Genomic DNA, 26,447 nt, shown 5'->3' on the forward strand with positions numbered 1-26,447 from the left:
AGTATCAATGAAACATCGTGCCTTTGTGTTTGGTCTGATCGTCATTGCGATTGTGTTTGGTGTCGACCAGTGGACCAAGGCCCTTGCCATTGACGGCTTGTCCAATCCGTTTCGGGTGATTGAAGTCACGCCATTCATGAATTTTGTTCTGGCATGGAACCCGGGCGTGTCGTTCGGCCTGTTCCAGGGGCAGGCCCCCTGGGTGATGATTGCGGTGACTGCTGCGATCACCATCGGGTTTGGTGTCTGGATGTGGCGGACGCGTGATTCCATGCTGCGTCTGGCGCTGGCCATGATTGTCGGCGGTGCGATCGGCAACCTTGTCGACCGCTTGCGCCACGGGGCTGTGACCGACTTTATCGATCTGCATGTTGCCGGTTATCACTGGCCGGTCTTCAACGTCGCTGACAGTGCAATTACGGTTGGTGCCGCGCTACTGTTGATCGATTCCCTTTTTGGCGGTAAAAAATCTGCCTGATGAATTTTTGGCCGGGTGATCTGATCCCGGTCCCGGAGTGGTAAAGAGGCACAAATGGCCCGGAAGCTTACGACCAGTATTTTCAGAATTGCGCTGCTTGGCGGACTTGCACTTGGTGTTTCCGGTTGTGAATCGACCCGTGAAACCTTTGGCCTGAACAAACAGTCCCCGGACGAGTTCCAGGTCGTTTCGCGTGCGCCGCTCAGCCTGCCGCCTGATTTCACCATGCGCGTTCCTGAACCGGGTGCGTCCCGTCCGCAGACCGGCTCGACCACCGATCAGGCGCGCCGCATTCTGGTTGGCGATGACCCGACCAAGGTCAAACGCGACATTTCCGGCACCGGCAGCAAAGGCCAGGTTGCGCTGTTGTCTGCATCGGGCGCGCAATATGCCGATCCGGAAATCCGTTCGACCGTCGATCGTGAAACCTCGATCTTTATTTCCGAAAGCGAAAGCGTGATCGACGATCTGCTGTTCTGGCAGGAAAAACAGGATCCGAATTCCGTTGTTGATCCGGCTGCCGAGGCAAAGCGCATCCGCGACCAGCAGGCATTGGGGGATAATGTCTCGGGCGGTGGGTCGACCCCGGTGATCGAGCGCAAGCAAAAAGGCTGGCTGGAAGACATTTTCTGATCTGATTGTGATCGGACCGGCCGCTTTGCAGCGACATACGAAAATTTGAACAGAATGAACAAGGGCGCGGAGATTTCGCGCCCTTGTTCTGTCATATTCGCTTTTTAAGAAATTCGGGATAGACGCCTGATATCGAATGGGATGACGTAATGAGAATTCCAAGACTTTCCGTAATCTCGATGCGCGACCATACAGTTGCCGGCTTGCTGGCAGCGGTCATGGTGGCATTGATCCCGAATATGTCCGCAGCCGCGGTCTTCAGCCCCCAGACAGCGACCCTTGATAACGGCATGCAGGTGGTGCTGGTGGAAAACCACCGGGCGCCTGTCGTGACCCAGATGGTCTGGTACAAGGTCGGTTCGGCCGACGAGCCGCTTGGCGTATCGGGCATTGCCCATTTTCTCGAACATCTGATGTTCAAGGGCACCAACGACATTGCCCCGGGCGACTTTTCGAAAATTGTTGCGCGCAATGGCGGCAATGACAATGCCTTTACCACCTGGGACTATACCGGGTATTTCCAGAATATCGCACGCGACCGCCTTGATCTGGTGATGAAGATGGAAGCCGACCGCATGACCAATCTTCAGCTGTCTGACGATGTGGTTCTGCCCGAACGCGATGTGATTATCGAAGAACGCCGGTCGCGGATTGATAACAATCCCGGTGCGCTTCTGGGCGAACAGATGCGGGCAAGTCTTTACATGGCCCATCCCTATGGCCGGTCGATTATTGGCTGGCGCAACGAGATGGAACAGCTTTCGACCGAAGATGCGCTTGATTTCTATCGCAAATGGTATGCACCCAATAACGCCATTCTGGTTGTGGCCGGTGACATCACCATGGATGAATTGCTGCCCATGGCCGAAAAATATTACGGCGTAATTCCGCGTGGTGATGTTCTGACCCGCAACCGGGTCAAGGAACCGGTCCAGCACGCCCCGCGCAAAGTCACCATGCATGATCCGCGCGTTGGTCAGGCATCGATGTCGCGCTATTACCTTGCGCCGTCCTATCACAGCGACAATGCGGCTGATGCCGCCCCGCTTGAAGTGCTCAGTGAAATTATCGGGTCTGGCACCACCAGCCGTTTCTTCAAGTCGCTTGTCGTTGATCAGGCCATCGCGACCAGCGTCGGGACCTTCTATGACCCGGTTGCGGTCGATCTTGCCAGTTTTGGTGTCTATGCCGTGCCGCGTGACGATGTCGAACTGGCCGATCTTGAAAAGGCGGTCGATGACCAGATTGCCGATGTCATTGCCAATGGCGTGACCGAAGACGAACTGGCCCGCGCCAAGCAGAAGTTGCTTGATAGTGCGGTCTTTGCCCGTGATTCACTTTCGGCAGGCGCACGTGTTCTGGGCAAATCGCTTGCGGTTGGTCTGACGGTCGATCAGGTCGAAAGCTGGCCGGACCGGATTTCGGCGGTCACTGTTGATCAGGTCAACGACGCCGCCAAGCGCGTCTTTAATGACAAGCAATCTGTCACCGGCTGGCTGATGCCGCCAAAAGACGGACCGGTTTCCGGCCGGGGTCCGGCACTGCCCATCGATTCCGGCGCAGGAGTACATTGATATGAACCAGATCGTGAAACACGCCGCCGGTCTTGCCGTTGCGGCCCTGACCTTTGTCGGTATCAGCCAGTCTGCCCACGCGGTCGAAGTCCAGGAAGTCATTTCCAAAGGCGGCATTCGCGCCTGGCTGATCGAAGACCATATGAACCCGCTGATGACGATGGATATCGCCTTTACCGGTGCGGGGGCGGCAACCGATCCGGCTGACAAGCTTGGTCTTGCCAATATGGTTTCGGGCCTGATTGACGAAGGGGCCGGCGCCATGGACAGTCAGACTTTCCGCGGCGAGATGGAAAACCGTTCAATCAGCCTGACCTTTGATGCCGGTCGCGATGATGTTTCCGGGTCCCTGACCACGCTGACCCGCGAACGCGATACCGCAATTGATCTTCTGCGTCTGGCCTTGGCCGAACCGCGTTTCGATGACGAGGCGGTCGAGCGTATCCGTTCGCAAATCATTGCCGGTCTGAAACGGGCGGAAAATGATCCGGGTGACATTGCCAGCCGGACATTCTTCAGCTCGATCTTTGGCGATCATCCCTATGCCCGTCCGGTTTCGGGCACCTTTGAAACGGTTGCGTCGCTCAATGCCAATGATTTCCGCAATTTCGTCGGGCGTGCCTTTGCAAAGGACAATCTGATCATTGGTGTTGCCGGTGATATCACGGCCGACGAACTCGGCCCGCTGCTTGACGAGGCCTTTGGCAGTCTGCCTGAACACAGTGACCTTCCTGAAACTCCTGATGTGACCCCGGCCTTTGGTGGTCTTGATGTGGTTGATCAGGACATCCCGCAAAGCCAGGCAATCTGGGGGCAAAAGGGCATCAAACGCACCGATCCTGATTTCTATGCGGCCTATGTCATGAACTACATTCTCGGTGGGGGCGGTTTTTCATCGCGCCTGACCGAAGAAGTGCGTGAAAAGCGTGGCCTTGCCTATGGGGTTTATAGCTACCTTGCCAATCTGGACCATGCCGAAATGGTGATGGGCGGGGTTGCCACGCGCAATGACGCGATTGGCCAAAGCCTGTCTTTGATCAGCACCGAATGGACCAAGATGAAGGAAAAGGGCGTTACCCAGGAAGAACTCGATAACGCCAAATCTTATCTGACCGGGGCCTTCCCGCTGCGCTTTACCAGTCTTGGCAATCTGTCGGGCATGCTGGTCGGCATGCAGAAAGAAGACCTTGGCATGGATTTCCTTGATCGTCGCAACAGCCTTGTTGATGCCGTCACCCTTGATGACGTCAACCGCGTTGCCGCCGAACTGATGGACCCGGCCAATGTGACGGTGACCGTGGTTGGCAAACCCGAAGGCGATCTGGCCTTCTGATCCGTCAGTCACATCTAAAAATGTCAAAGCGCGGTGAAAGGGATTTCGCCGCGCTTTGTGCTTTGATAGGTTCAAGGCAACCAAGATAAACAATCCGAACATCACGAGCATTGCCTTCATCATGACCCTGCGCGTCCTGCCCCAGAACCTGATCAACCAGATTGCCGCCGGTGAGGTGGTCGAACGCCCGGCTGCGGCGTTAAAGGAGCTGGTTGAAAACGCGCTTGATGCCGGGGCCACCAGGGTCGATGTCAATCTGCGTGATGGTGGGCGGACGCTTTTGTCGATCACTGATGACGGCAAGGGCATGACGCCCGAGGAACTGTCGCTTGCGGTTGAACGTCATGCGACGTCAAAGTTGCCCGATGATGATTTGTTCAATATCGGGTTCATGGGGTTTCGTGGCGAAGCATTGCCATCAATCGGTTCTGTATCGCGGATGCGCCTGACCAGCCGGGTGCGGGGCTCTGAAAATGCCTGGTCGCTCAGCATTGAAGGCGGGGCAAAGGGCGAACCGGAACCGGCCGCCCATCCCTATGGCACTCGGGTCGAGGTCCGCGATCTTTTCTATGCCACCCCGGCGCGTCTGAAATTCCTCAAGACCGCGCGCACCGAACAGATGTATGCGCGCGAAATTATGGACCGCCTTGCCATGGCACGGCCCGATGTCGGTTTTACCCTGACGGGCGATGGTAATAAATCGATCCTGAATTACCCGGCCTGTGAAGGCGATCTGTTTGATGCGCGCCTCAAACGCCTTGGCGCTGTCATGGGCCGCGAGTTTCAGGAAAATGCCCTTCAGATCGAAGCCGAACGCGAAGGCATCCGTTTGACCGGCTATGCCGGTGTGCCGACCCTGAACCGTGGCAATGCCCAGATGCAGTTCATGTTTGTCAATGGCCGCCCGGTCAAAGACCGGCTGTTGCAGGGGGCGGTGCGCGGTGCCTATCAGGATTTCCTGGCGCGGGATCGTCATCCGTTGCTGGCGCTGTTCTTTGAATTGTCGCCGCGCGATGTTGACGTCAACGTCCATCCCGGCAAGACCGAAGTCCGTTTCCGTGATCCGGGCCTTGTCCGTGGTCTGATTGTCGGGGCGCTCAAACATGCATTGGCCGGGGCGGGGCACCGGGCCTCGACCACGGTTGCCGATATGGCACTTGGGGCGGTTCGCCGCGAAGGTGAGGGACCCTCACTTCCGTATGGTGGGGCTGCACGCAGCGGTGGCGGCAGCGGCTTTAACATCGGGCAGTATCAACCCAGTATTCCAAGCCATGCGGCGGTCGAACGCAATTATGCCGCCCAGTCCCCGGTCGATTCCGGGGCGGGATATGGCGGTCTGTTTGATCGCGGGCGGGATTTTGCCGGGACACCGGATGATGCGCGCGATACCGGCAGTGACGGTTTTGCCGCGGCGGCGGCCGCGGCGTTGTCGGGCGGCTATGACAGTGCCGCACCGTCGGCCCGCATTGATCATATTGCCGATGAAGGCAAGTTTGTCGATCATCCGCTTGGTGCTGCGCGCGGGCAGGTCCATGCCAATTACATCATTGCCCAGACCCGCGACGGTCTGGTGATTGTCGATCAGCACGCCGCCCATGAACGCATTGTCTATGAACGGATGAAGGCCGATCTTGCCGCCAATGGTGTCAAGCGTCAGGGATTGCTGCTGCCCGAAGTGGTCGAACTGGACGAAGCATCGGCTGACCGCATTGCCGACCGCGCCGAAGAATTCGCCGAACTCGGACTGGTGATCGAACCGTTCGGCCCCGGTGCCATCGTGGTGCGCGAAGTCCCTGCCATGCTGGGCAAGGTCGATGTTGCCGCCCTGGTCCGTGACATGGCCGACGAGATCGCCGAACTGGGGCAGGGCATGGCGCTAAAAGACCGCCTGATGTATGTCTGCGCGACCATGGCATGCCACGGGTCGGTGCGTTCGGGACGCAAACTCAATGCCGATGAAATGAATGCACTTTTGCGCCAGATGGAAGCCACCCCGCATTCCGGGCAGTGCAACCACGGGCGCCCGACCTATGTCGAACTGAAACTTCATGACATCGAAAAGATGTTCGGCCGCCGATAGGGGCCGCCTTAATCACGCAGTTTAAGATTGCGGGGAAGGCGGGTATTGGCATTGACCCGCGCGCGCTGAATTTGTTCGGCAAACAGTCCGCGCGTGCCGGTAAGATCCGCATCGCGAAAATCGGTCCCGGCCAGATTGGTGCCGCTCAGATCGCAATTAAGCAAATGCTGGCCCCGGAAACTGGCATTCGAAAGATCCGATCCCAGAAATACCGTGTTGCGCAGCATCGCATCATTGAAACGTGCCCCCGAAAGGCGGCTTGCCGCAAGATTGGCACTATCAAGATTGCTTTCGATGAAATCGGCCCCGGTCAGGTTACAGCGCCGAAGAACCGCATCCTTGCAATTGGCGCGCTTGAAACTGGCAAAGGGAAGGCCGCAGCGGCTCAGATCAATGCCTTCAAGTTCGGCTTCACGCAGATCGGCATGGTCAATCGACATGACCGTGCCTTCCTTGCCACCGGTATCAACCCAAAGCTTGTGACTGATCAAGGCTTCATGCAGATCGATTTCAACCAGCTCTTCGCTGTCGTCATCTGCTGCGGTTTCGATCGGGTCGTCATCGGGTTCTTCGGTCTCGGGCTCTTCGGTGGCCGGTTCGATAACCGGGGACAATGCCTCGCGTGCGGACTGTACGGCTTCGATATTCTGGGGGCCGGTATCGCGGTCATGGGCGATCGGCACTTCGGGAAGGTCGCTGTCATCAAAGACCTGCCCGCTGCCATTCAGCCGTGCCTGCACATTGGCAACTTCGATGGTGTCGCTCATTCCGGCCAGGGGGGATTTGTCATCGCCGATATCGGCAACGGTTTCCACGGGCTGTGCGCTTTTGGCGGTGGCCGGCTTGCCAACCGCCGCCCGACGACGCGCGGGGGCAGGACTTGCACTGGCGACAGGCGGGGTTTCAAGCATTGCGGCCTTGATGCGGTCACGCTTGCGGCGGCCGGGATTTTCCGGGGTGGTTTCTTCGACCGGGGTGGTGGTCTGTGACGGGGTCTTTGTCGCCGGGGCTTTGGGCATGGTGGTACCCGCCCGGATCATGTCCTGTGGCCGGGCCGGACCGAAATAGTTTTCCTTAAGAACGAAACGGCGCGGTGACCGCATGACCGTTTCAATGATCTTGCGCAGCCGTTTGGGATCAATCGGCTGACGAAACACTCCTTCGATCCCGGCATCGACCGCATCGCGCATGCCGCGGCGGTCAAGTTTTGGCGCACCAAGAAGGATCGGGACCGTGCGGCCGATCGGGTTTTCGTCGCTTCCGGAATCGCGAATGGCGCGAATGGTCGAAATGCCGCGCATGCCATCAAGATACAATCCGACAAGAACCAGCTCCGGGTGCATTTCACCGATCAGCTCGACAGTCTTTTCGCGGTCGTCGCAATGGATGAAATTGCCAAAGCCAAGCGGTTCGATTGCTTCGCGGGCGGCAAGCATGTTCCGTTCACTGTAGTCGGCATACAGGATCGTTTTGTTTTTATTGTCCTTGCTCGCCATGTTCCGCGATTTCCCTTATTCGCAAGCCGGTTCCTGTCCCGGGAATGTCCGGCCTTTTTGCGCGTAATTGTTACTGTGCGGACGGAATGCTGAACGAGCGCCGCGGCAATGTGGAGCCCGGCGTGTCGGCGGTGTTGCCTGTGCCGCTACCCGCCCCGCCTGCACCGGGATTGTCGATGCTGAAGGTTCCTGAACCGGAACTGCCGGTATCGGGCGCATCAAAGTCCGTCGCATCAGTATCGTTTACGCTTTCTCCGCTTCCTGTTGCACCATCGGGTGCATTTGTTTCGACCATCTGGATGGTGATTTCCACACGCCGGTTTTCGGACCGCCCTTCGGGGGTGTCGTTGCTGGCGATCGGGCGGCTGTCACCATAGCCCTGAATAACCATCCGTCTGGGGTCCGTTCCGTTCTGATCAATCAGAAAATGCAAAACCGATGTCGCACGTGCTGCGGAAAGGTCCCAGTTTGATATATAGGGAGACGAAGACGATACCGGAATATTATCCGTATGACCCGCCACCAGAACTTCGCCCTCTGTCTGGTTGATGACCGGTGCCAGCCGATTGAGGATGGCGGCAAATTCTTCGGTCATGCCCGATGATCCAGACGGAAAGGCCAGCTCGTTCGGAAAGCGGATCACGACTTCGCCGTCAATGCGTTCTAGGCCGACCTGATCTTCCAGGCTCATATTCTCAAGAACGCTTTCAAGCGTTTCTTCAAGGGCCTCGGCCTTTTGTTCCTTGGTGTCGGTTTTCTCGATTTCGATTTTCGGGGTTTCTGCCTGCGGAATTTCCGAAACCACGCGCGGACTGTCGGGGGTTGGCGCCTTAAGCGACTTGCCGACAATCGACCCGTCCAGTTCGATCACCCCGGCCAACTGGTCCTGTTTGGAAAAGCCGAATGCGGCTTTGACCGATCCGGCGATCTGCTTGTAGCGGATGACATCCATCTCGGCAAAAGTCAGCAACAGAACAAACAGAACAAGCAGCAATGACATCAGATCGGCGAACGTCGCCATCCAAGCCGGTGCGCCTGCTGCGGGTTTCTTGGCCATGGGTCTATACCGCTACCTGAAGATCAGATGACAGCATTCTTATTCTCCGTCTTCCGCATCAGCGGGCACGCCACCCGGAAGATATGGACCAAGAATTTCTTTCATCACCATCGGGCTCTGGCTTGCCTGGATCTGGACGACCGATTCAATGATCAGCTGTTTGGTGTTGCGCAGGCGATCGACCTTAAGGGCCAGCTTGTCGGCAATCGGCAGCGCAATCAGGTTGGCCAGAACCGCGCCATAGAATGTTGTCAGCATAGCAATTGCCATTGCCGGGCCAATCGCATCCGGGTCCGAAAGGTTGGCCAGCATCTGCACCAGACCAACCAGGGTTCCGATCATGCCGAATGCCGGTGCGGTATCGCCGATCCCGCGGAACATCAGTTCGCCAAGCTCGTCATTCTGGATCGATTTTTCCACTTCGCTTGAAATCGAACTTCTGATCACTTCGCCGCTGTGACCATCCACACACATGCGGATGCCGCGCGCCATGATTTCGTTTTCGACTTCAACATTTTCGAGCCCCAGCAGACCGTTCTTGCGGACCAGACCGGCAAGTTCGATGGCCTTTTCATAGATCGAAAGCGGGTCTTCCTTGGGGTTCTTGAATGCAATACCCACCCCGATTTTCAGCGACTTTATGACGTCGCGCATCGGGAACTTGATCAGGGTCGCGGCCGCAGTCCCGCCGAACACAACCATGACGGATGGAATATCAACAAAAGAATCAAGGCTGCCGCCCATCATGATGGCGCCAAAAATAACGCCAGCCCCGGCGATAATCCCAATGAGTGTAGCTATATCCATGTCGGTTATTTGTATCCGGCGTTAAAACTTTTGTTTCGAAGCGTGCTTGATGAAAATTGGCAAAGAACGCGCGGCAGCGGGCGTAAATTTCAATTGCCGTGCGGTTGCATTTCTAAAGTCCATACTGACCCCATTACATAAAAGCAGGATTTTAGGTGCTGCACTCCTCAAAATTGGGTTTCTACAACCTGTTTTCCAGAACCAAACGATAACTTCCTGCGTTACGGCGCGGAATGGACCAAACAAAAAGAGCCGCCCGATTGTAAAATTACGGCATTAGGTTAGGGGATGCTATACCTTTGGCATTAAATGTTTGTTGCCAGAAATCGCCGCGCGGTCAACCCCGCCGTAAGGATAATCCGACTTGATCAAGCGATGTAGGCACAGTCTGGCAAACCGGCCCTGAACAGCGCATGGCCGGTATCGCCGCGATCATGCGGTCGCGTGATTGGATGGGGCTGTTTTTATTGTCAGCCCTATTGCCCGATTGCCCAATTGCCCGGCTGTATGATGACCCGGCTGGCAGGTTATCCCAGCTCGAACGATGAAATGCCGAACGTCATATCAAGGTTCAGCTTGGGTGCTGCTCCCTTATACATGCGCGCGGTTTCGAACTCGGCAATCATCTGATGGTCATCGACCAGTTCGCGGGCCGCCTGGTTGGGTTCGGGAATATCAAGATAGACCTTGCCGTCCTGATTGTCGCGGTTTTGCAAAAGGGCGCCAAACAGGGTCCGGGCATCTTGTGCATTGGTTGCGAAAAGCGGCCCGACCTTGTGACCTTCTTTACACGGGCGGATCACGCCATAGCCACGAAGTCCCATCGGCCCTTTAAGGGCCAGTGCCGTATGGTTGTCATTGCCGATCCAGCCACGCAGGAATTCGATCCGGCTTTCGGCAAACAGATTGCAGGTCTGCTCAAAGGCATCGACAACGGCGATGTCATCAATCGCCAGGGCAAACAGATCATCATCAGCCGGGGCACTGGCATGGACCACCCCGCCAAAGCGGATATTGCGATGGGCAAATTCAAAGCCCGACTTGCGGTAATTGTCCTGCTGATCGACAACACCATCAAGCCCGATGGTTTTCATGACGCTGTCATCAAGAACCGTCTGCCACAATTTATAACCAAGACCCGATCCACGCCGGTCCGGGCGGCAGATGTAAAACCCGACAAAGCCGAAATCGGAACTGTATTGAACCGCGGAAATCACCGCGGCCATGCCCTGTTTGTCAAAGGCACTCCAGAAACCGTCAGGATCGGTATTGTAAAACACCTCGGCATCGGCAAGTCCGGGATTCCAGCCCTCATTGGCGGCCCATTCAACGGCCAGCGGGAATTCGAATGATTTCAGGCGGCGGATCTTGTCTGTCATGGCGATGTCTTCAATCTTCCGGATCGATAATCAACTGGGTCACAAGCCCGTCCCTTTACAGGATCGTCGGATAAACATCCAGTGGCAGAGCCGGGGCAGGGCCGGTTAATTTGGTTTGAATGGTCGATCGAAGTTTATATTTGCAAACGCCGACGTCAAACCCCTTGTGCGAATGCCAATAGGCTTGGCGTGATATCACCATGGTTTCACAAACATGAACGCAGCCATTCCAAGCGGACCAACTGGTTCCCGGCCTTTCACGGTGGCGGAAAAATCCTGATAAATATTGTTGAGAATGCCTATCACTTTTATTATCAATAGGCCTCCGTGGTTTTATCCCAACACCATCGCGCCGAGGCCCCAATGCCGTCCTCCATCCTGACTGCAACCACCCGCATCAATTTGCCCGAAAGTGCCGCTTTGATCCGGCAGACTGCCGACTATTACAAAAGTCATGATTGCGATGTGCAGGGGGATGACATCGCAACGCGCATTTCGGTATCGATCGGGCATATCAAATTGTGCAGCCGTGAAAACGGTCTTGATGTGGAAGTCGGGGCAACGACAGAGGTCGGCGTGGTCCAGATGAAGGCCGCGATCATTTCACTGCTTCAACAGGGTGCTGCACCGGGTACCAGTTTCGACTGCCGCTGGAAGGGGGCAGGGCAAAGCAACGGCAAACTTCCGAACTTTCGCGAATTGACCGTTGGCGCGATCACCGATCTGTCGCCCCATATGCGACGCCTGCGTCTGCACGGGGTCGATATGGGCGCCTATGAGCAGGAAGGCATTCATGTCCGTCTTCTGATCCCGCCAAGTGGCAAGGCCCAGCCGAAATGGCCGACGCTGGCTGAAAATGGCATGCCGGTCTGGCCAAGCGGTGATGATCTGGTCGAACAGCGGGTCTATACCATTCGCGACATTGATGCTGCGGGCGGCTGGGTGGATGTCGATTTTGTCATGCATGGTGATAACGGGCCGGGTTCGGCCTTTGCCCTGCATGCGCGTCCGGGCGATCTGGTGGCGATGACCGGGCCGCTTGGCAATGACCTGCCGGCTTCTGACTGGATGCTGTTTGCCGGGGATGAAACGGCCCTTCCGGCGATCGGGCGTTATCTGAATGAAATGCCTGCCGATGTGACGGGCCATGCGCTGATCGAAGTGGGCAGCAAGGATGACATTATTCCGCTTGCCACCAAAAGCGGGATCAAGGTGACCTGGATCCTGCGCGACAGTGTCGAAGAAGTCACCCACAGCCTGATTCAGGATGCAATTCGCGCTGTCGAAGTGCCGCGTGATGGTCGTGCAATCTATTGCTGGGCCGGTGTGGAAAATGCCGATTACAAGCCGATCCACACCTACTGGCGCAAGGAACTTGGCCTTGGGCGTGATCAATGCACGGCCATGACATTCTGGCGCAAGACCGACCAGGCCTGACCGATATGGCCTAACGTTTTGTTGCCACCCTGGCATGCAGGGTGGGGGCGAAATGGGCAATCGCATCATCCAGACCGATCAGGATTTCGGGCGCATGGGCGATGACGGGTGCAAGTGTCCCGGCCTCGGCGGCGCTGCGAAGTTCGGTAATCGCGCGGACAAGTTCAAGATTGGTCGGCGTGACATTGGCGGCAATGGCCTTGGCATGTGCGCCGATCATGCGACGTGTTGCCAGAAACGCTGCCACTTCCTGATCTGTCGTGATGCTTTTGCCATCTGATGTCGGGTCCAGCGCATAGCGCACCGACAGGCCGGTCATATGCGACCGGTCGGCAAACAGGGCTGATGTGATCATGCGAAATGCGATGATATCAGCGATCAGCCCGTCACGGTTTTGACCCGTTGCAATTTGATCCAGTGCGAAAAGATCGGCATCGCGTTCGTCGCGGTGGCTTTCTATATCGTCACCGCCAAAATGATCGGGCTGGCAATGGCGGATCTCATGATAGATCAGCCAGCGATATGTTACGGCGGGATCCGTGCCATAGGACAATCTTTTCCCAAACCAGCCACGCATCAGTTCGGCAAATATTTCGTTGCCGCTTTGCGGGGTGACATTTTCCGGGACAAAAATCTGACAGGTGGCAATCTGTTGGCCATTTTGCTGACCGGTAACGGTAAAGGGTGATCGCGGCAATTTGGCAAATGTCTTGTCTGGGTCCTTGATATTGGCAAGTCCCAGTGTCTCATCCATCCGCGCCAGAAACGCCGCACGATCCCTGAAAACAAACAGATCGATATTGCCAAACCGCTGCAATTCGTCACGGATGTCGCCATCCGTCGGGGCGTTACCGATCTGTTGTGCGACCGCGGACGGGACGCCAGACCAAAGCACGATCAGGACAGTCAGGATGGCCGTGAAAGTGATCCTAAAACTGGTCCTGAAAAATGCCCTGACAGTCGGGCGTGCCGGATGTGGGGGATGTTTGATCATCCCTTCATTATGGGGGCTTTGACCGGCTGATACGATAGCAATCGGTCACATTTGATGTTTTGTAACCGATTTCGGGTGTCTCAGGCTTCGGCGCGCTGACCGGTTCGTTTGCGTTGCGGCCCGAACAGGCAGGTCAGGATCAGGATGATCCCCGAAATGGTGGCAATCATGCCCGCGGCACTGACCGCATAGGGCGATCCGAACCAGCCCGGCCCGTATCCGGCAAAGACATATCCGAGCACTGCGGAAATAACCGCAAACACCACCGACCAGCCAACCTGTCGGCCGAGCTGATTGGTCATCAGGCGCGCACTGGCCGGCGGGCAGACAAACATCGCAATGACAATGATCGAACCGACCGCATCAAACGCCGCAACAGCGGCAATTGCGGTTGCCACTACAAGCGCAAAGCTGAGCAGTCTGGTGCGAATGCCGATTGCCTCGGCAAAGGCGGCGTCAAAGGTCGATATCTTGAGCTCCTTCCAGAACAACAGGATAAACAACCCGATGCCGACCAGAACAATCGCCAGACGGGGCAATTGCGGTGGCAATGTCGCAAGGGCTGCTGGATCAAACAGCGATCCCCATCCCTCGGCATCAAACCAGATCAGGCTTTCCAGATTGCCCAGAAGCGCATGTTGCACATCGATATGAACCGAACTGGTATCGGTGACTTCAAGAAACAGAACGCCTGCTGCGAACAATGTGGTGAAAACCAGCCCCATCGCCGCCCCCGGTTCAACCCGGCCAAGGCGTTTGACGATTTCGATCATCACAACCGCGATGATTGCCGCCACACCGGCACCAAGCATCATCGGAACCGCGGTGATGGTTCCGGTCACCAGAAACGCCCCGACAATACCGGGCAGAACCACATGGCTGATCGCATCGCCAATCAGTGCCTGGCGACGCAGCAACAGGAAATTCCCCGGAAGCGCACAGGCAACTGCTGCCAGAATGCCGATTACAATCGGACTCAGGCTCAGCTGGACAAACTCGGGGCCAAGGGCTGTGATAAGATCGTCGATCATGCCTTTGCTCCGTTTTGGGCTGCGATGATGCGATCGATCTCGTCAATCTGGTCGGGGGTCATCATGCGTTCGATCGGGGTCAACCCGTCATAGCGTTCAATGGCGGAATCATCGGGCAGCATGCGCCGCGCAACCGCCCAGCGTGCCTCGTCACGGGCGGCTTTTTGTGCCGCGACCCGGCCGCGCGCAGTGGCAACCCCGTCACGCCGGATCATGCCCGACCGCCGCAGGATACGCAGGGTCAATCCGTCATAGATCGGTTCACGCCGTGCAAGTGACAGCAACCCCTGGCGACGGTGGACCCGGCGCTGGAAACGTTGATGACGAAGTGCCGATGCCAACCCGCCACGCAACGGCGAAAACAGGGCAGAAACCAGGAAAAAGCCAAAGGCAATCAAAACAATGATCGGCCCGGTCGGAAGTGATGCCTCGGCTGCGGAAAGAACAGCGCCGATATATCCCGAAAGCCCGCCAACCGCGGCGGCAATGCCGATCATTGGTCCAACCTGATTGGTCCAGAACCGTGCGGTTACCGGTGGAATGATCAACAGGGCAACAATCAGGATCAGCCCGACAATCTTGAGCCCGATCACCGTCACAATCAGCGCCAGCCCCATCATCGCCAGATCGATATTGCGCACATTGACGCCCGTGGTCGCGGCATATTCCGGATCAAAGGCCACAAGCGTCATCGGGCGGCGCAACAGAAACACGAATGCGGCGGCCAGTGCGCCGGCAATGGCGATGGTCATGGCCTCGGAAATCAGCATCCCGGCCGTTGATCCCAAAAGGAAGTTTTCAAGTCCGGCCTGACGGCCCGATGACATGGTCTGGATCACGGTCAACAGGACAATGCCAAACCCGAAAAACACCGACAGTACCGCACCGATTGCCGCATCCTCGGTCAGGCGGGTTTTGCGCGTGATCCATTCGACCATCAAAAGCCCGATCGCCGATGACACGGCTGACCCGATGATCAAACCCGGAAGCCATCGTCCGTCGCTGCCAAACGCGACCATGATCATAAAGGCAAGACCCACACCCGGAAGGGTCGCATGGCTGATGGCATCAGACACAAGGGCGCGTTTGCGCAGGAAAATAAACGCCCCGGCACTGCCCGCAGACAGGCCAAGCAACCCTGCGCCAACCGCGACCAGGGCGCTGTTATATCCGGCCTGAAGAAACAGGGCGCTTATGAAATACTCGATAAAACTCATGACGATATCTGCCTTTGCCCGTCGCTGCCCGTCTATGCCAGATGCAATTCGTCGATATGGGTTGCGGCCAGACGCCCGCCATAGGTTTCCTGAAGGTTCTCGGCGGTAAAGGTGGTTTCAACCGGGCCTTCGGCAATGCGCCGGACATTGATCAGAAGCACACGGTCGAAATATTCCGGCACGGTCGACAGATCATGATGCACGCAAACAACCGTGCGGCCTTCGGCCTTCAGTTCCTTCAGAACCGATACAATGGCGCGTTCGGTGGCGGCATCCACCCCGGCAAACGGCTCATCGAGCAAATAGAATTCCGCATTCTGGGCCAGTGCGCGGGCCAGGAAGACACGCTGTTGCTGTCCGCCGGAAAGCTGGCCGATCTGACGGTGGGCGAAATCGGCCATGCCGACCCGCTCAAGGCAGTCCATCGCCTGTTCGCGGTGGCGCGATCGCCAGAGCCGGAACAGCCCGACCGATCCGTAAAGCCCCATCAGGACCACATCAATGACGCGGGCCGGAAAGTCCCAGTCAACGCTAGCGCGCTGGGGCACATAGGCAACCCGGTCGCGGGCCTCGGCAAACAGTTTGCCGAAAATGCGGACCTCGCCCGACAGGCGCGGCACAACACCAAGCGCACCTTTCAAAAAGGTCGATTTTCCCGCCCCGTTCGGACCGATGATCGCGGTCATGGACCCGGCCGGGATCGAGGCATCAACCGAAAACACCGCCGGCTTGTTGCCATAGGAAACGGTCAGACCGCGCACGGTCAGTGGCGCGTCCTTGGCCGCGACATCAACGATTTTGCCGGACTCTGCAACCAGTTTGGCATTGCTCATGGGGGCTTCCTTGTTCGCTTGTGCGTACATTGTCTTGGCTGGCATCAAATATTGTCTGATCAGGACCCGGCCGCAAGTTTACCCTGAAACCCGTCTTGTGGGGCGGTGCCGCCAAGGGCACGGGTGATCAGGGTAACGTTATGGTCGATCATGCCGATATAGGTCCCTTCATAGGTTCCCGGTTCGCCCATCGCATCGGAAAACAGGGTGCCGCCAATCACCACATTCTGACCCCGCGCAGCCGCGCCTTCGATCAGGGCGCGCACATTGCGCTCAGGCACCGAGCTTTCGACAAACACCGCCGAGATTTTGCGATCAACGATGGTGTTGACCAGGTCTTCGACCCGGCGCAGGCCCGCTTCGGATTCCGTTGAAATGCCCTGGATGCCCAGCACGTCAAAGTCATAGCCGCGCCCGAAATAGCTGAATGCGTCATGGGCGGTCAAAAGAACCCGGCTTTTCTCCGGGACGGTGACCGTGACCTTTTTCATATAGTCGATCAGCTTGGCGATCTCGGCAATATGGTGGTCCGCATTGGCGCGATATGTGGCTTCACCCTCGGGATCGGTTTTGATCAGGGCATCGCGCACGGCCAGAACGACGGTTTCCCACAATTGCGGGTCCATCCAGACATGCGGGTCATAACGGCCCTTGTATTCGGCATGGCTCAGAAGCTTGTCCTTGGCGATGGCCTCGCCAACCGCGACGACATTGCGGCGCTTTTCCAGATCAAGGAAGAATTCCTCAAGCTGCGCTTCAAGATACAGTCCGTGCCACAAAACAAGATCGGCACGCGCCATGGCGGCGATGTCGCTTCGGGTCTGGCGATAGGAATGCGGGTCAACCCCGGGCCCCATCAAGGCCTTGACCTCGGCCCGGTCGCCAGCAACCTGGCGCGCGGCATCGGCGATCATGGAAGTGGTGGCAACAACATTCAGCGGCTTTGCCATGGCATGACCGGCACCGGCCAAAAGACCGGCTGCAAGGATAAGGGCGCTCAGCAAAATGGGGCGTGAGGATCGGAAAAGGCTCATCAGATGTCCCGAAAGCAAATTGAAATCAGTCCAGCGAATACCCACTATTTATGTGCGGACTTTTAAAGTTAGTCAAGGCTAAATTGATTTTTGCCAACTTAGTTGTTATGAAGGTTGCGGGACAGAAATTGGAGAGATCAATGGGCGACAAAGCCGTGGTAAATCCGCGTCACAACAAGGCCGAAGTCTTCGCCCGCCTGCGCGACGCGCATGCCAGGGAAGTGACCGAGGATTACGTTGAAATGATCGGCGACCTTATCGCCGAGGAAGGCGAGGCCCGCTCGGTCGCCCTTGCCGAACGCTTCGGCGTGACGGCCGCAACCGTAAACAACACCATCAAGCGCCTCGAGCGCGACGGCTTCGTCACATCACGCCCCTATCGTGCAATTTTTCTGACCGAAAAAGGCGAAGCACTCGCTAAAAAGTGTCGCGAACGCCACCAGATCGTCTATAACTTCCTGGTATCCATCGGCGTTGACCCCGAAATCGCAGAATTCGACGCCGAGGGGATAGAACACCATGTCAGCGAGGAGACGTTGGCGGTCTTCCGCTCTAAATCTGTCAAGTAATCTTTGGGATTGTTATTGTTCAATGACAGTTTAAGAAAAAGTGAAATGAAAAACTTGAAAATGAATAATTTATTGGCCGATTTTATTGCGTGTTTTTGATGTTTTTATGTGAAATGCAATTTTGTAAATGTTTTTATTTCTTGCAGAAGTATGTTGCGCTTGACTGATTTTTTTTCGGCGAGTGGAATTTTAAGAGTTTAAGGGAATGTTGTTATGATCAAAGGTTTGAATTTCGCGCTGATTGGTGCTGCAGGATATATTGCGCCACGACATATGAAAGCTATCAAGGAATTGCATGGGAATTTGGTCGCTGCTGTCGACACAAATGACTCTGTTGGAATTATTGATAGCTACTTTCCGGACGCGCGCTTCTTTGTCGAATTTGAGAGGTTTGATCGGCATGTCGACAAGTTGCGTCGTCGAGGCGAGAAAATTGATTACGTAAGTATATGTTCGCCTAATTATCTGCACGATGCCCATGTGCGATTTGCATTGCGTGCAAATGCAGATGCAATCTGTGAGAAACCACTTGTTTTAAATCCCTGGAATCTTGATGGTCTAAAGGAGATTGAGGAAAGTACAGGGCGCAGGGTTTACTCAATTCTCCAGCTGCGATTGCACCCAGCGATCTTGGCGATTAAGAAGCGGGTTGAAAGTTACCCTGATGTCATTCATGAGGTCGATTTGACGTATGTGACCTCTCGAGGGGGGTGGTATCACGTTTCATGGAAGGGTGACGAACACAAGTCAGGGGGGGTGGCTACCAATATTGGCGTCCACTTTTTTGATATGCTTTCGTTTGTTTTCGGTAGATTGCAAAATTCGGTTATGCACCTAAGGGAGCCCTCCCGAGCTGCCGGGTATTTGGAATTCGAAAAGGCCCGCGTGCGTTGGTACATGTCTGTTGACGCGTCAGACCTTCCTGAAGATGTGCAGGGTAAGCAACCAACTTACCGCTCAATTACCGTGGATGGTGAAGAGATTGAATTTTCCGGCGGGTTCACGGATTTGCATACAAAAAGTTATGAGAAAATCATAGCAGGTGATGGGTTTGGTGTTGAAGATGTTCGCCCATCAATCGATCTTGTTTCTCGTATTCGCTCCTGTGAACTGGCACCGAATTTAGGCGAGCGTCATCCTTTGGTTCAAAGGAGATAGGATAATGGCTAAAGATAGCGCCGGTGTTGCTGTGTTCGTGCACGAAAGTTCTTATGTGGATGAGCCAAGTATTATTGGTCGTGGTACCAAAATTTGGCATTTTTCACATATCTTATCGAATGTTTCGATCGGGAAAAATTGTGTACTGGGCCAAAACGTTGTCGTCGGTCCAAACGTGGTGGTCGGGGACAATTGTAAGATTCAAAACAATGTTAGCTTGTTTGATGGTGTTGAACTCGAAGAAGGGGTGTTTTGCGGGCCGTCCTGCGTGTTTACCAACGTGAACAATCCACGGGCGACTATCATCCGTAGGGACGAGTTTCGAAAAACTTTGGTTAAAAGGGGGGCGACTATTGGTGCGAATGCAACCATCGTATGCGGACATACGCTGGGAGAATACTGTTTTGTCGCCGCAGGTGCCGTCATAACCGACGATGTGCCACCATTTGCTCTGATGGCGGGGGTTCCCGCAAAGCAAATAGGATGGATGTCGGCAGCTGGCGGAAAACTCGGATCAGACCTTGTTTGCCCGATCGACGGGACCCAATACGAGCTGTTACCTAGCGGGAAACTTCTCAAAGTACACTGATAAACTTTGCTCGCTCTCCGGGCAAAGCAAGGGAAAATATGTAAGGAAAAGATAGTGGATATTCGTGGCAAAAAGTTTGTCGTGGTCGGTGGTGCAGGGCTGATTGGGTCTCACACGGTCGACGAACTAATCAAAGAAGACGTTTCAGAGGTTGTTGTGTACGACAATCTTTCCAGAGGTTCGGAAGAAAACCTTCGAGAAGCACTCAAAGATCCCAGAGTCAAAATTTATGAAGTTGGGGGAGATATCTGCCAGCAAGACATACTTAACTCTGCATTTGAAGGGACTGATGGAGTATTTCATTTTGCAGCCCTTTGGCTTCTACAATGCCATGAATATCCTCGGTCTGCCTTCAACGTAAATATTGAAGGTACTTTCAATGTCTTGGAAGCTGCTGTGCAGAATAATGTGAAGCGTTTGGTGTATTCTTCCTCCGCTTCGGTTTATGGCGACGCTTTGATGGAGCCGATGAACGAAGATCATCCATTCAACAACCGAAATTTCTACGGTGCAACCAAGATTGCTGGCGAAGCAATGGCGACAGCTTTTCACTATCGCTACGGCTTGCCTGTGGTTGGATTGCGCTACATGAATGTCTATGGCCCCCGACAGGACTATCACGGCGCATATATTGCTGTGATAATGAAAATGTTGGACGCTATTGATAACGGCGAAGGCCCGACGATTTTGGGTGACGGATCAGAAGCATTTGACTTTGTTGCGGTTAGGGATTGTGCCAAAGCTAATGTGTGCGCAATGAAATCCGATGCCGTTGGCCGCTATTACAATGTTGGCACAGGTGTCAGGACATCGCTGAAGGAGCTTGCGGAGATGCTCGTAGAGCTGACTGGTTGTGATAAGCCTATTCAATACAAAGAGCGTAGCCAAGCAACACTGGTTAGAAATCGCATCGGATGTCCAGTCCGGGCCAGTCAGGAAATCGACTTTGACTACTCTATCGATTTGATGGAAGGACTGAAGGAGTTGATTGATTGGCGTGCCAAACACATTGCGGAAGTTGCAAAACGCCGTTCGCGTAGTCGCGACTGACGCTTTGAGGGATCAGAAAAATGACCAAACAAGTGTCAAAGCCGAATATACAAATCGCCTTACCATGCACGGGCGAGGAGGAATGGGAGTCGGTGAAAGCCCCGATTTTGGGGGGCTGGCTTACTCAGGGACCGAAGGTCGCGGAGTTTGAAAGCCTCTTTGCTGAGAAGCATAATGTCGCGCACGCACTTGCTACCACATCCTGTACAACGGCACTTCATTTAGCTCTTGTCGCAATCGGAGTGGGGCCGGGAGATGAAGTGATTGTTCCTGCATTCACCTGGGTTGCAACAGCGAACGTTGTTTTATACTGCGGGGCTACACCCGTTTTTGCAGATGTAAATCGTGACACATTTAATATTGATGTTGCAGATGCTATTGCAAAAGTAACCGAGAAAACGAAGGCTGTCATCCCAGTGCACTTGTTTGGTTTGTGCGCTGATATCGATAAACTCAGACGGGGATTGCCAAGTCACGTAAAGGTGATCGAAGATGCAGCATGTGCCGCTGGCGCAATCTACAATGGGAGAAGTGCTGGCACCTTGGGTGATGCAGCTGCTTTTAGCTTTCATCCTCGAAAGTCGATCACGACCGGTGAGGGCGGTATGTTCACCTCTGTCAATACGGAAATTGCCAGTCTTGCAGAAATGCTTCGAAATCATGGTGCTTCTGTAAGTGAAGAGCAACGGCACGCAGGGCCGCGTCCTTATTTGCTTCCTGAATTCAATATCCTTGGTTTCAATTACAGAATGACCGATATCCAAGGTGCGATCGGGATTGTTCAGCTGTCAAAATTAGATGGTTTTATTAAAGAGCGTTCAGTTTGGGCAAAATATTACCGAGAGGAATTGTCGGAGATTGAGTGGCTTTCAGTGCCAAACGAACCAGATGGCGGCAGGCATGCATGGCAAGCATTCGTTTTGTATGTGGATCCAGAAAAAGCACCATTTAGTAGAAATGATATTATGGAGCGTTTGCAGGGGCTTGGGATTGCGACGCGCCCAGGAACACATGCTGTGCACATGCTAAATTATTACCGAGACCGCTTCGCTCTTCATCCAGACGATTTTCCAGGTGCTAGAGATTGCGATCGAAATACTATGGCGATCCCATTGCATAATAAGATGTCATCAGACGACTATAAACGGGTTATTAGTGCAATTAAGAGTATCGGAAATTCTTAAGATGGATGATTGGTATTCGAGATTGCTGCATTTGGCCGCCTCTATCCAAGAAGGTGAGCGTAAGCAGATCAACGGCGTTGATATGGTAATGGCGCGAGGATTGCTTCGTAATCCCTCCGTGGCATCTGTTTCTCAAAAACAAACTGAGTCTGTGTTTGGTTACAAGTGGAAAAAGCGGGAAACTTTTGAAGGTGGATTGCCTGCTCGTATGCGGGAATGGCTGATTGAAAAGTATGGAGATGTCCCCAATACAAAATACTTTAAGGATTATGGTGATCAAGTAGTTGTATTGGATGCAGGCTGTGGTGCCGCTCTTTCTGCGTTAGCGTTGTTTGAGCCGGCTTTGAAGCGTATGCGCTATGTTGGTGTAGATATTTCCGAAGCTGTAGACGTGGCAAAGCAGCGCTTTGAAGAAATCGGTAGTCAGGCTCTATTTGTGCAATCTGATCTACAAAACATTCCGCTCCCCAAAAACTCGGTCGATGTAATCTTTTCCGAAGGTGTCTTGCATCATACCGATGATACAAAACGAGCTTTTATGTCTTTGTTGCCTCACCTGAAGTCAGGTGGGCGTATGGTTTTTTATGTATACCGAAAAAAGGGTCCGATCCGCGAATTCACTGATGACTATATTCGTGAAAAATTACAGACGATGTCACCCGATGACGCTTGGTCTGCCATTGAGCCTTTGACTGAACTTGGTATAGCTCTTGGGGAGATGAATATTGAAATAGATGTCCCCAAGGATATTGATGTTTTGGATATTCCTGCTGGTAAAATTAATCTCCAAAGATTGTTTTATTGGCATGTATTTAAAATTATGTATCGCACAGATCTGACTTTCGATGAAATGCAACATATCAACTTTGATTGGTATGCGCCCAAAAACGCACATAGGCACTCGATTGAAGAAGTGCGAGGGTGGTGCGAAGAAGCCGGGCTTGTGATTGAGCGCGAGCATGTTGAGATGGCTGGGATATCTATTATAGCGCGAAAAGTATGAGAACATGTGTGGTCTTACGGGATATTTGAACCTAAATGGTAGTCCGGCCTCCGCGCGACTTGTCCAAGCAATGGCACAAAACATTGCCCATCGTGGTCCAGATGATTCAGGAGTCTATGTTTCAGGGTCTATAGCGCTTGCCCATCGCAGGTTGTCCATCATTGACCTCTCGTCAGCGGGTCATCAACCGATGGTGTCTCCATGTAATCGATATACCGTTGTATACAATGGAGAGATATATAATTTTCAAGAACTGCGTGCCGAACTTCAGTCCAAAGGGTTATCTTTTGTATCCCATTCAGATACCGAAGTTTTATTGCGTGGTTTTGAGTTTTGGGGGCAAGAAGTTGTTAAAAAGATAAATGGGATGTTTGCATTCGCAGTCTGGGACAATGAATACCAGCGCCTTTTTCTTGCCAGAGACCGCTATGGGGTCAAGCCGCTGTACCTAGGACTTGTGGATGATGCATTTCTATTTGGCTCAGAAATCAAATCATTTTTTCCACACCCATCATTTGAAGTGTGTCTGGATGAAAGTGGACTAAAAGAATACTTTACTTTTCAAAATCTATTTTCGGATAAGACTTTATTTAAAGATGTGAGCTTGTTGCCTCCTGGGCATTTTGTTTGGGTGGATGCGAAAGCGAGCGCCGAGAAAATTGGAACGCCAGTTCAGTATTGGGACTACCATTTTGAGCAACCCCAATCAGTAGCCTCTCGTGCTGACTATCTCGAAGAACTTGACCGTTTGTTCGTCCAAGCTGTTTCAAGACAGCTTGTCAGTGATGTTGATATCGGGAGTTATTTGTCAGGAGGAATGGATTCCGGCTCAATAACAGCCATCGCCTCTAGAGAGATAGGTAATCTGCGTACCTTTACAATTGGCTTTGACAAGTACTCTGCCTCGGGGATAGAAGTTGCCTTAGACGAGCGCGAGATGGCGGAGTTTATGTCGTATAAGCTGGGTACAGAACATTATGAAATGGTTCTGAAGGCTGGCGACATGGAGCGTTGTATGAAGGATCTTGTCTGGCATCTAGAGGAGCCTCGTGTCGGCCAAAGCTATCCGAATTTTCATGCAGCAAAACTAGCCGGTAAATTTGGGAAAGTGGTCTTGTCTGGGACCGGTGGCGACGAATTATTCGGTGGATACCCGTGGCGTTATTACCGAGCCGTCGTGAATGACGATTTTCAACATTATGTGGGGAAATACTTCAACTATTGGAAGCGATTAATTCCAGATGAAGTCGCTTCAGAATTTTTCGCTCCAATGGACAGAGAGAAAGGTGTTGATGATCCCAGGGAAATTTTTGAAGGGGTTTTTAAATCTCACGCAGAGACTTTGATAACTCCCCAAGATTACGTAAACCACTCACTCTATTTCGAAGCCAAGACATTCTTGAACGGGCTATTGGTGGTCGAGGATAAGTTGTCGATGGCGCACAGTTTGGAGACGAGGGTCCCTTTTCTAGATAACGATTTGGTCGATTTCGCAATGGCTTTACCGGTTGAGATGAAGTTAGGGAACCTAAGGGATGTGGTTTCGTTAAACGAAAATGAGCCTGGACGAAAAACATCAATGTATTTTCAGAAAACCCGGGATGGGAAATTGTTGCTCAGAGAGGCGATGGAACGCTATATCCCGAGCGATATAACCCAGAATATAAAGCAAGGGTTCTCAGCACCAGATGCTAGCTGGTATAAAGGCGAAAGCATTGAATACGTGCGGAAAAAACTATTGAACCCGCATGCTGGAATTTACGAGTATTTGGATCGACGAACGGTGCAGGGATTGGTCGAAGATCACCTTCGTGGCCGCGCAAATAGGCGACTGCTAATTTGGTCGCTCCTGTATTTTGAAGAGTGGATTGATATTTTTATGAAAAACGAAACATCCAAAATATCTGTTCCTCATTCCCAAAATTATGCGTGAACAATGAAATACGTTATCGTCAACACTGGCGTAGGCAATGTTCGTTCTGTCGCGAACATGTTAAAGCGGGCGAAGGTCGTTGCAACTATCAGTGATGACCCAAAGGTTATGGAATCTGCTGACGCGATTTTACTGCCGGGAGTTGGTAGCTATGACGCAGCTATACGCAGATTTAAATCAGCGGGAATTGTTGATGTATTGAACGAGCATGCCTTAGTAAAAAATACTCCTATTTTGGGTATTTGTTTAGGGATGCAGTTGTTGGCGAGCGGTAGTGAAGAAGGCAATGAGCCCGGCTTCGGCTGGATACCAGGGGAGCTCAAGCGAATTCCCAAAGTGGGTGTGGAGGGCGTGCCGGTTAGGGTGCCCCATATGGGGTGGAATATTATCGAACAGTTCGAGAACAATGTGCTGTACGACAATATGGGTTCGGAGCCGAGGTTTTATTTCGATCATTCTTACTGTTTTATTGCTGAACGTGACGATTACTATTGCGGGTCAGTGGTGCATGGTGTGAGATTTGCCGCGGGAATAAGAAAAGGAAACATTTTTGGTGTTCAATTCCACCCGGAGAAAAGCCACCGGTTTGGGTTGGCGCTGTTCGAGAACTTTGTGCGGTTTGTCGATAAGCATAACTCAGTGACAATAGGGTGCTGATCTGTGGAAAAGAGATTTTCAGATGATCTGATGCGTGCCTACTTGGTGCGAGATAATGAGCTCCTTGAGGAATTCAAAAGAAGCTTGCCGCTCCAAGACGCTTTGGATGATCGCTGGGAGCGAGCGAGGCGGCTGGGGTTCGATGAGGGAGTAAGCATCTATAATAGTGCTGTTGTTTTTAGCGACGTTGCCGTTGGCTCCGGGACCTGGATTGGCCCATATGTAATCCTGGATGGTTCTGGTGGAGGGATAGAGATCGGTAGTACATGCTCGATTTCTTCAGGAGTATATATCTACACTCATGATACATTGGGATGGGCATTGTCCGGCGGGAAAAGTCAGCCACGTAGAGGTGCTGTCAAAATTGGAAATTGCTGCTACATCGCGAGCCAATCAATTATTTCTGCTGGGGTAACTATTGGTGACCGCTGCGTGATTTCAGCGAATAGTTTTGTAAATAGAGACGTTCCGGATAATACAATTGTTGGTGGCAGTCCCGCAAAAAAAATTGGGCATGTAGAAATGGCTGACGGCGAGCCCGTTTTGATATTTGAAAACGGTAAGAGAGTTGCGGTCGCAAACCAGGGTGGTAGCCGGTTGTGAAGATTGAAAACGTACTAACCGAAATACTTGGGCTTATAAATCAAGAGAGCTTTGGTGGTCGTGCTGCGCCTGTAGTGAGTATTTCAGATGAAACTACTACAGATGAAAATGGAAATTTGCGTGGTGAGCTCGAAGTGAAAATTGCTCGACGTGATGGTGAAATGGTTTTACTTCATCAGAAATCATTGCATGGCATAAGCTCTGAGAGTGAGCTCAAAGATATGTTGGCCGATGTGCTAAGTAAAGTTTTGGCTAGCCACAGTAAGTGGCCAAGATAATTGAAATTTGGAGGGTAGCCGTTGGGTGTTCTGAGTAAGG

The 26,447-nt window shown here is 53.4% G+C and carries 25 protein-coding genes; 16 read left to right on the forward strand and 9 right to left on the reverse strand.

The window, feature by feature from the left end; translation table 11 throughout:
- Window positions 1-7: 7 nt before the first annotated feature.
- From lspA to mutL, 5 genes are all read left to right on the forward strand, one after another.
- Window positions 8-478 (forward strand): signal peptidase II, encoded by a 471-nt coding sequence (gene lspA, locus WA429_RS03410; RefSeq protein ID WP_101245512.1) that lies wholly within the window; start codon window positions 8-10, stop codon window positions 476-478.
- Between the two features lie 54 nt (window positions 479-532).
- A complete protein-coding gene (locus tag WA429_RS03415; protein WP_101245513.1) occupies window positions 533-1,111 on the forward strand; it encodes a DUF3035 domain-containing protein in 579 nt (192 codons plus the stop codon).
- Window positions 1,112-1,260: 149 nt separating this feature from the next.
- Window positions 1,261-2,685 carry a M16 family metallopeptidase gene (locus WA429_RS03420; protein ID WP_287464280.1) on the forward strand — a complete coding sequence of 475 codons (1,425 nt, stop codon included), beginning with the start codon at window positions 1,261-1,263 and terminating at the stop codon, window positions 2,683-2,685.
- Between the two features lies 1 nt (window position 2,686).
- Window positions 2,687-4,018, forward strand: coding sequence for a M16 family metallopeptidase (locus WA429_RS03425; protein ID WP_287464279.1), 1,332 nt, complete (start codon window positions 2,687-2,689; stop codon window positions 4,016-4,018).
- 121 nt (window positions 4,019-4,139) lie between these two features.
- Window positions 4,140-6,098, forward strand: coding sequence for a DNA mismatch repair endonuclease MutL (gene mutL / locus WA429_RS03430; protein WP_287464278.1), 1,959 nt, complete (start codon window positions 4,140-4,142; stop codon window positions 6,096-6,098).
- Between the two features lie 8 nt (window positions 6,099-6,106).
- Here mutL and WA429_RS03435 read toward each other — a convergent pair whose 3' ends face one another.
- From WA429_RS03435 to WA429_RS03450, 4 genes are all read right to left on the reverse strand, one after another.
- On the reverse strand, window positions 6,107-7,594 hold the full coding sequence (locus WA429_RS03435) for a pentapeptide repeat-containing protein (protein ID WP_287464277.1): 1,488 nt from the start codon (window positions 7,592-7,594) through the stop codon (window positions 6,107-6,109).
- A 70-nt stretch (window positions 7,595-7,664) separates the two neighbouring features.
- On the reverse strand, window positions 7,665-8,651 hold the full coding sequence (locus WA429_RS03440) for an OmpA family protein (protein WP_287464276.1): 987 nt from the start codon (window positions 8,649-8,651) through the stop codon (window positions 7,665-7,667).
- Window positions 8,652-8,690: 39 nt separating this feature from the next.
- Window positions 8,691-9,458, reverse strand: a complete 768-nt coding sequence (locus WA429_RS03445; protein WP_101245518.1) for a motility protein A — start codon at window positions 9,456-9,458, stop codon at window positions 8,691-8,693.
- 527 nt (window positions 9,459-9,985) lie between these two features.
- Window positions 9,986-10,837 carry a GNAT family N-acetyltransferase gene (locus WA429_RS03450; RefSeq protein ID WP_287464275.1) on the reverse strand — a complete coding sequence of 284 codons (852 nt, stop codon included), beginning with the start codon at window positions 10,835-10,837 and terminating at the stop codon, window positions 9,986-9,988.
- A gap of 363 nt (window positions 10,838-11,200) precedes the next feature.
- Between WA429_RS03450 and WA429_RS03455 the strand changes: the two genes are divergently transcribed.
- Window positions 11,201-12,274, forward strand: coding sequence for a siderophore-interacting protein (locus WA429_RS03455; RefSeq protein WP_287464274.1), 1,074 nt, complete (start codon window positions 11,201-11,203; stop codon window positions 12,272-12,274).
- 10 nt (window positions 12,275-12,284) lie between these two features.
- Here the strand turns inward: WA429_RS03455 and WA429_RS03460 are convergent, their stop codons facing one another.
- The 5 genes from WA429_RS03460 to WA429_RS03480 form a co-directional block, all read right to left on the reverse strand.
- Entirely contained in the window at window positions 12,285-13,169 is an 885-nt protein-coding gene (locus WA429_RS03460; RefSeq protein WP_287464273.1) for a hypothetical protein, read from the reverse strand.
- A gap of 179 nt (window positions 13,170-13,348) precedes the next feature.
- Window positions 13,349-14,299 carry a metal ABC transporter permease gene (locus WA429_RS03465; RefSeq protein WP_287464272.1) on the reverse strand — a complete coding sequence of 317 codons (951 nt, stop codon included), beginning with the start codon at window positions 14,297-14,299 and terminating at the stop codon, window positions 13,349-13,351.
- Window positions 14,296-15,516: a metal ABC transporter permease gene (locus tag WA429_RS03470; protein ID WP_287464271.1), complete on the reverse strand. Its 1,221-nt coding sequence runs from the start codon at window positions 15,514-15,516 to the stop codon at window positions 14,296-14,298. The genes WA429_RS03465 and WA429_RS03470 overlap by 4 nt, the downstream gene beginning before the upstream one ends.
- Window positions 15,517-15,548: 32 nt before the next feature.
- Entirely contained in the window at window positions 15,549-16,349 is an 801-nt protein-coding gene (locus tag WA429_RS03475) for a metal ABC transporter ATP-binding protein (protein WP_287464270.1), read from the reverse strand.
- Between the two features lie 59 nt (window positions 16,350-16,408).
- The gene (locus tag WA429_RS03480) at window positions 16,409-17,383 is read right to left on the reverse strand and encodes a metal ABC transporter solute-binding protein, Zn/Mn family (protein WP_287464269.1); all 975 of its coding nucleotides are present in this window, start codon (window positions 17,381-17,383) and stop codon (window positions 16,409-16,411) included.
- A gap of 140 nt (window positions 17,384-17,523) precedes the next feature.
- Here WA429_RS03480 and mntR point away from each other — a divergent pair, with 140 nt between their 5' ends.
- The 10 genes from mntR to WA429_RS03530 all read left to right on the forward strand — a co-directional run bounded on the left by mntR (window position 17,524) and on the right by WA429_RS03530 (window position 26,407).
- Entirely contained in the window at window positions 17,524-17,952 is a 429-nt protein-coding gene (mntR, locus tag WA429_RS03485; RefSeq protein ID WP_287464268.1) for a manganese-binding transcriptional regulator MntR, read from the forward strand.
- 213 nt (window positions 17,953-18,165) lie between these two features.
- Window positions 18,166-19,110, forward strand: coding sequence for a Gfo/Idh/MocA family protein (locus tag WA429_RS03490; RefSeq protein WP_287464267.1), 945 nt, complete (start codon window positions 18,166-18,168; stop codon window positions 19,108-19,110).
- Between the two features lie 4 nt (window positions 19,111-19,114).
- Window positions 19,115-19,699 carry an acyltransferase gene (locus WA429_RS03495; protein ID WP_287464266.1) on the forward strand — a complete coding sequence of 195 codons (585 nt, stop codon included), beginning with the start codon at window positions 19,115-19,117 and terminating at the stop codon, window positions 19,697-19,699.
- 54 nt (window positions 19,700-19,753) lie between these two features.
- Entirely contained in the window at window positions 19,754-20,749 is a 996-nt protein-coding gene (locus WA429_RS03500; RefSeq protein WP_287464265.1) for an NAD-dependent epimerase/dehydratase family protein, read from the forward strand.
- Window positions 20,750-20,769: 20 nt separating this feature from the next.
- On the forward strand, window positions 20,770-21,933 hold the full coding sequence (locus tag WA429_RS03505) for a DegT/DnrJ/EryC1/StrS family aminotransferase (protein WP_287464264.1): 1,164 nt from the start codon (window positions 20,770-20,772) through the stop codon (window positions 21,931-21,933).
- A 1-nt stretch (window position 21,934) separates the two neighbouring features.
- The gene (locus WA429_RS03510) at window positions 21,935-22,936 is read left to right on the forward strand and encodes a class I SAM-dependent methyltransferase (protein ID WP_287464263.1); all 1,002 of its coding nucleotides are present in this window, start codon (window positions 21,935-21,937) and stop codon (window positions 22,934-22,936) included.
- Window positions 22,937-22,940: 4 nt separating this feature from the next.
- Window positions 22,941-24,869 carry an asparagine synthase (glutamine-hydrolyzing) gene (gene asnB / locus WA429_RS03515; protein WP_287464262.1) on the forward strand — a complete coding sequence of 643 codons (1,929 nt, stop codon included), beginning with the start codon at window positions 22,941-22,943 and terminating at the stop codon, window positions 24,867-24,869.
- Between the two features lie 3 nt (window positions 24,870-24,872).
- The gene (gene hisH / locus WA429_RS03520) at window positions 24,873-25,526 is read left to right on the forward strand and encodes an imidazole glycerol phosphate synthase subunit HisH (protein ID WP_287464261.1); all 654 of its coding nucleotides are present in this window, start codon (window positions 24,873-24,875) and stop codon (window positions 25,524-25,526) included.
- A gap of 3 nt (window positions 25,527-25,529) precedes the next feature.
- Window positions 25,530-26,129 (forward strand): acyltransferase, encoded by a 600-nt coding sequence (locus WA429_RS03525; RefSeq protein WP_287464260.1) that lies wholly within the window; start codon window positions 25,530-25,532, stop codon window positions 26,127-26,129.
- Entirely contained in the window at window positions 26,126-26,407 is a 282-nt protein-coding gene (locus tag WA429_RS03530; protein ID WP_287464259.1) for a hypothetical protein, read from the forward strand. The genes WA429_RS03525 and WA429_RS03530 overlap by 4 nt, the downstream gene beginning before the upstream one ends.
- Window positions 26,408-26,447: the final 40 nt, after the last annotated feature.

The organism is Thalassospira sp. CH_XMU1420-2, from assembly GCF_037029325.1.
GTDB lineage: Bacteria > Pseudomonadota > Alphaproteobacteria > Rhodospirillales > Thalassospiraceae > Thalassospira > Thalassospira povalilytica.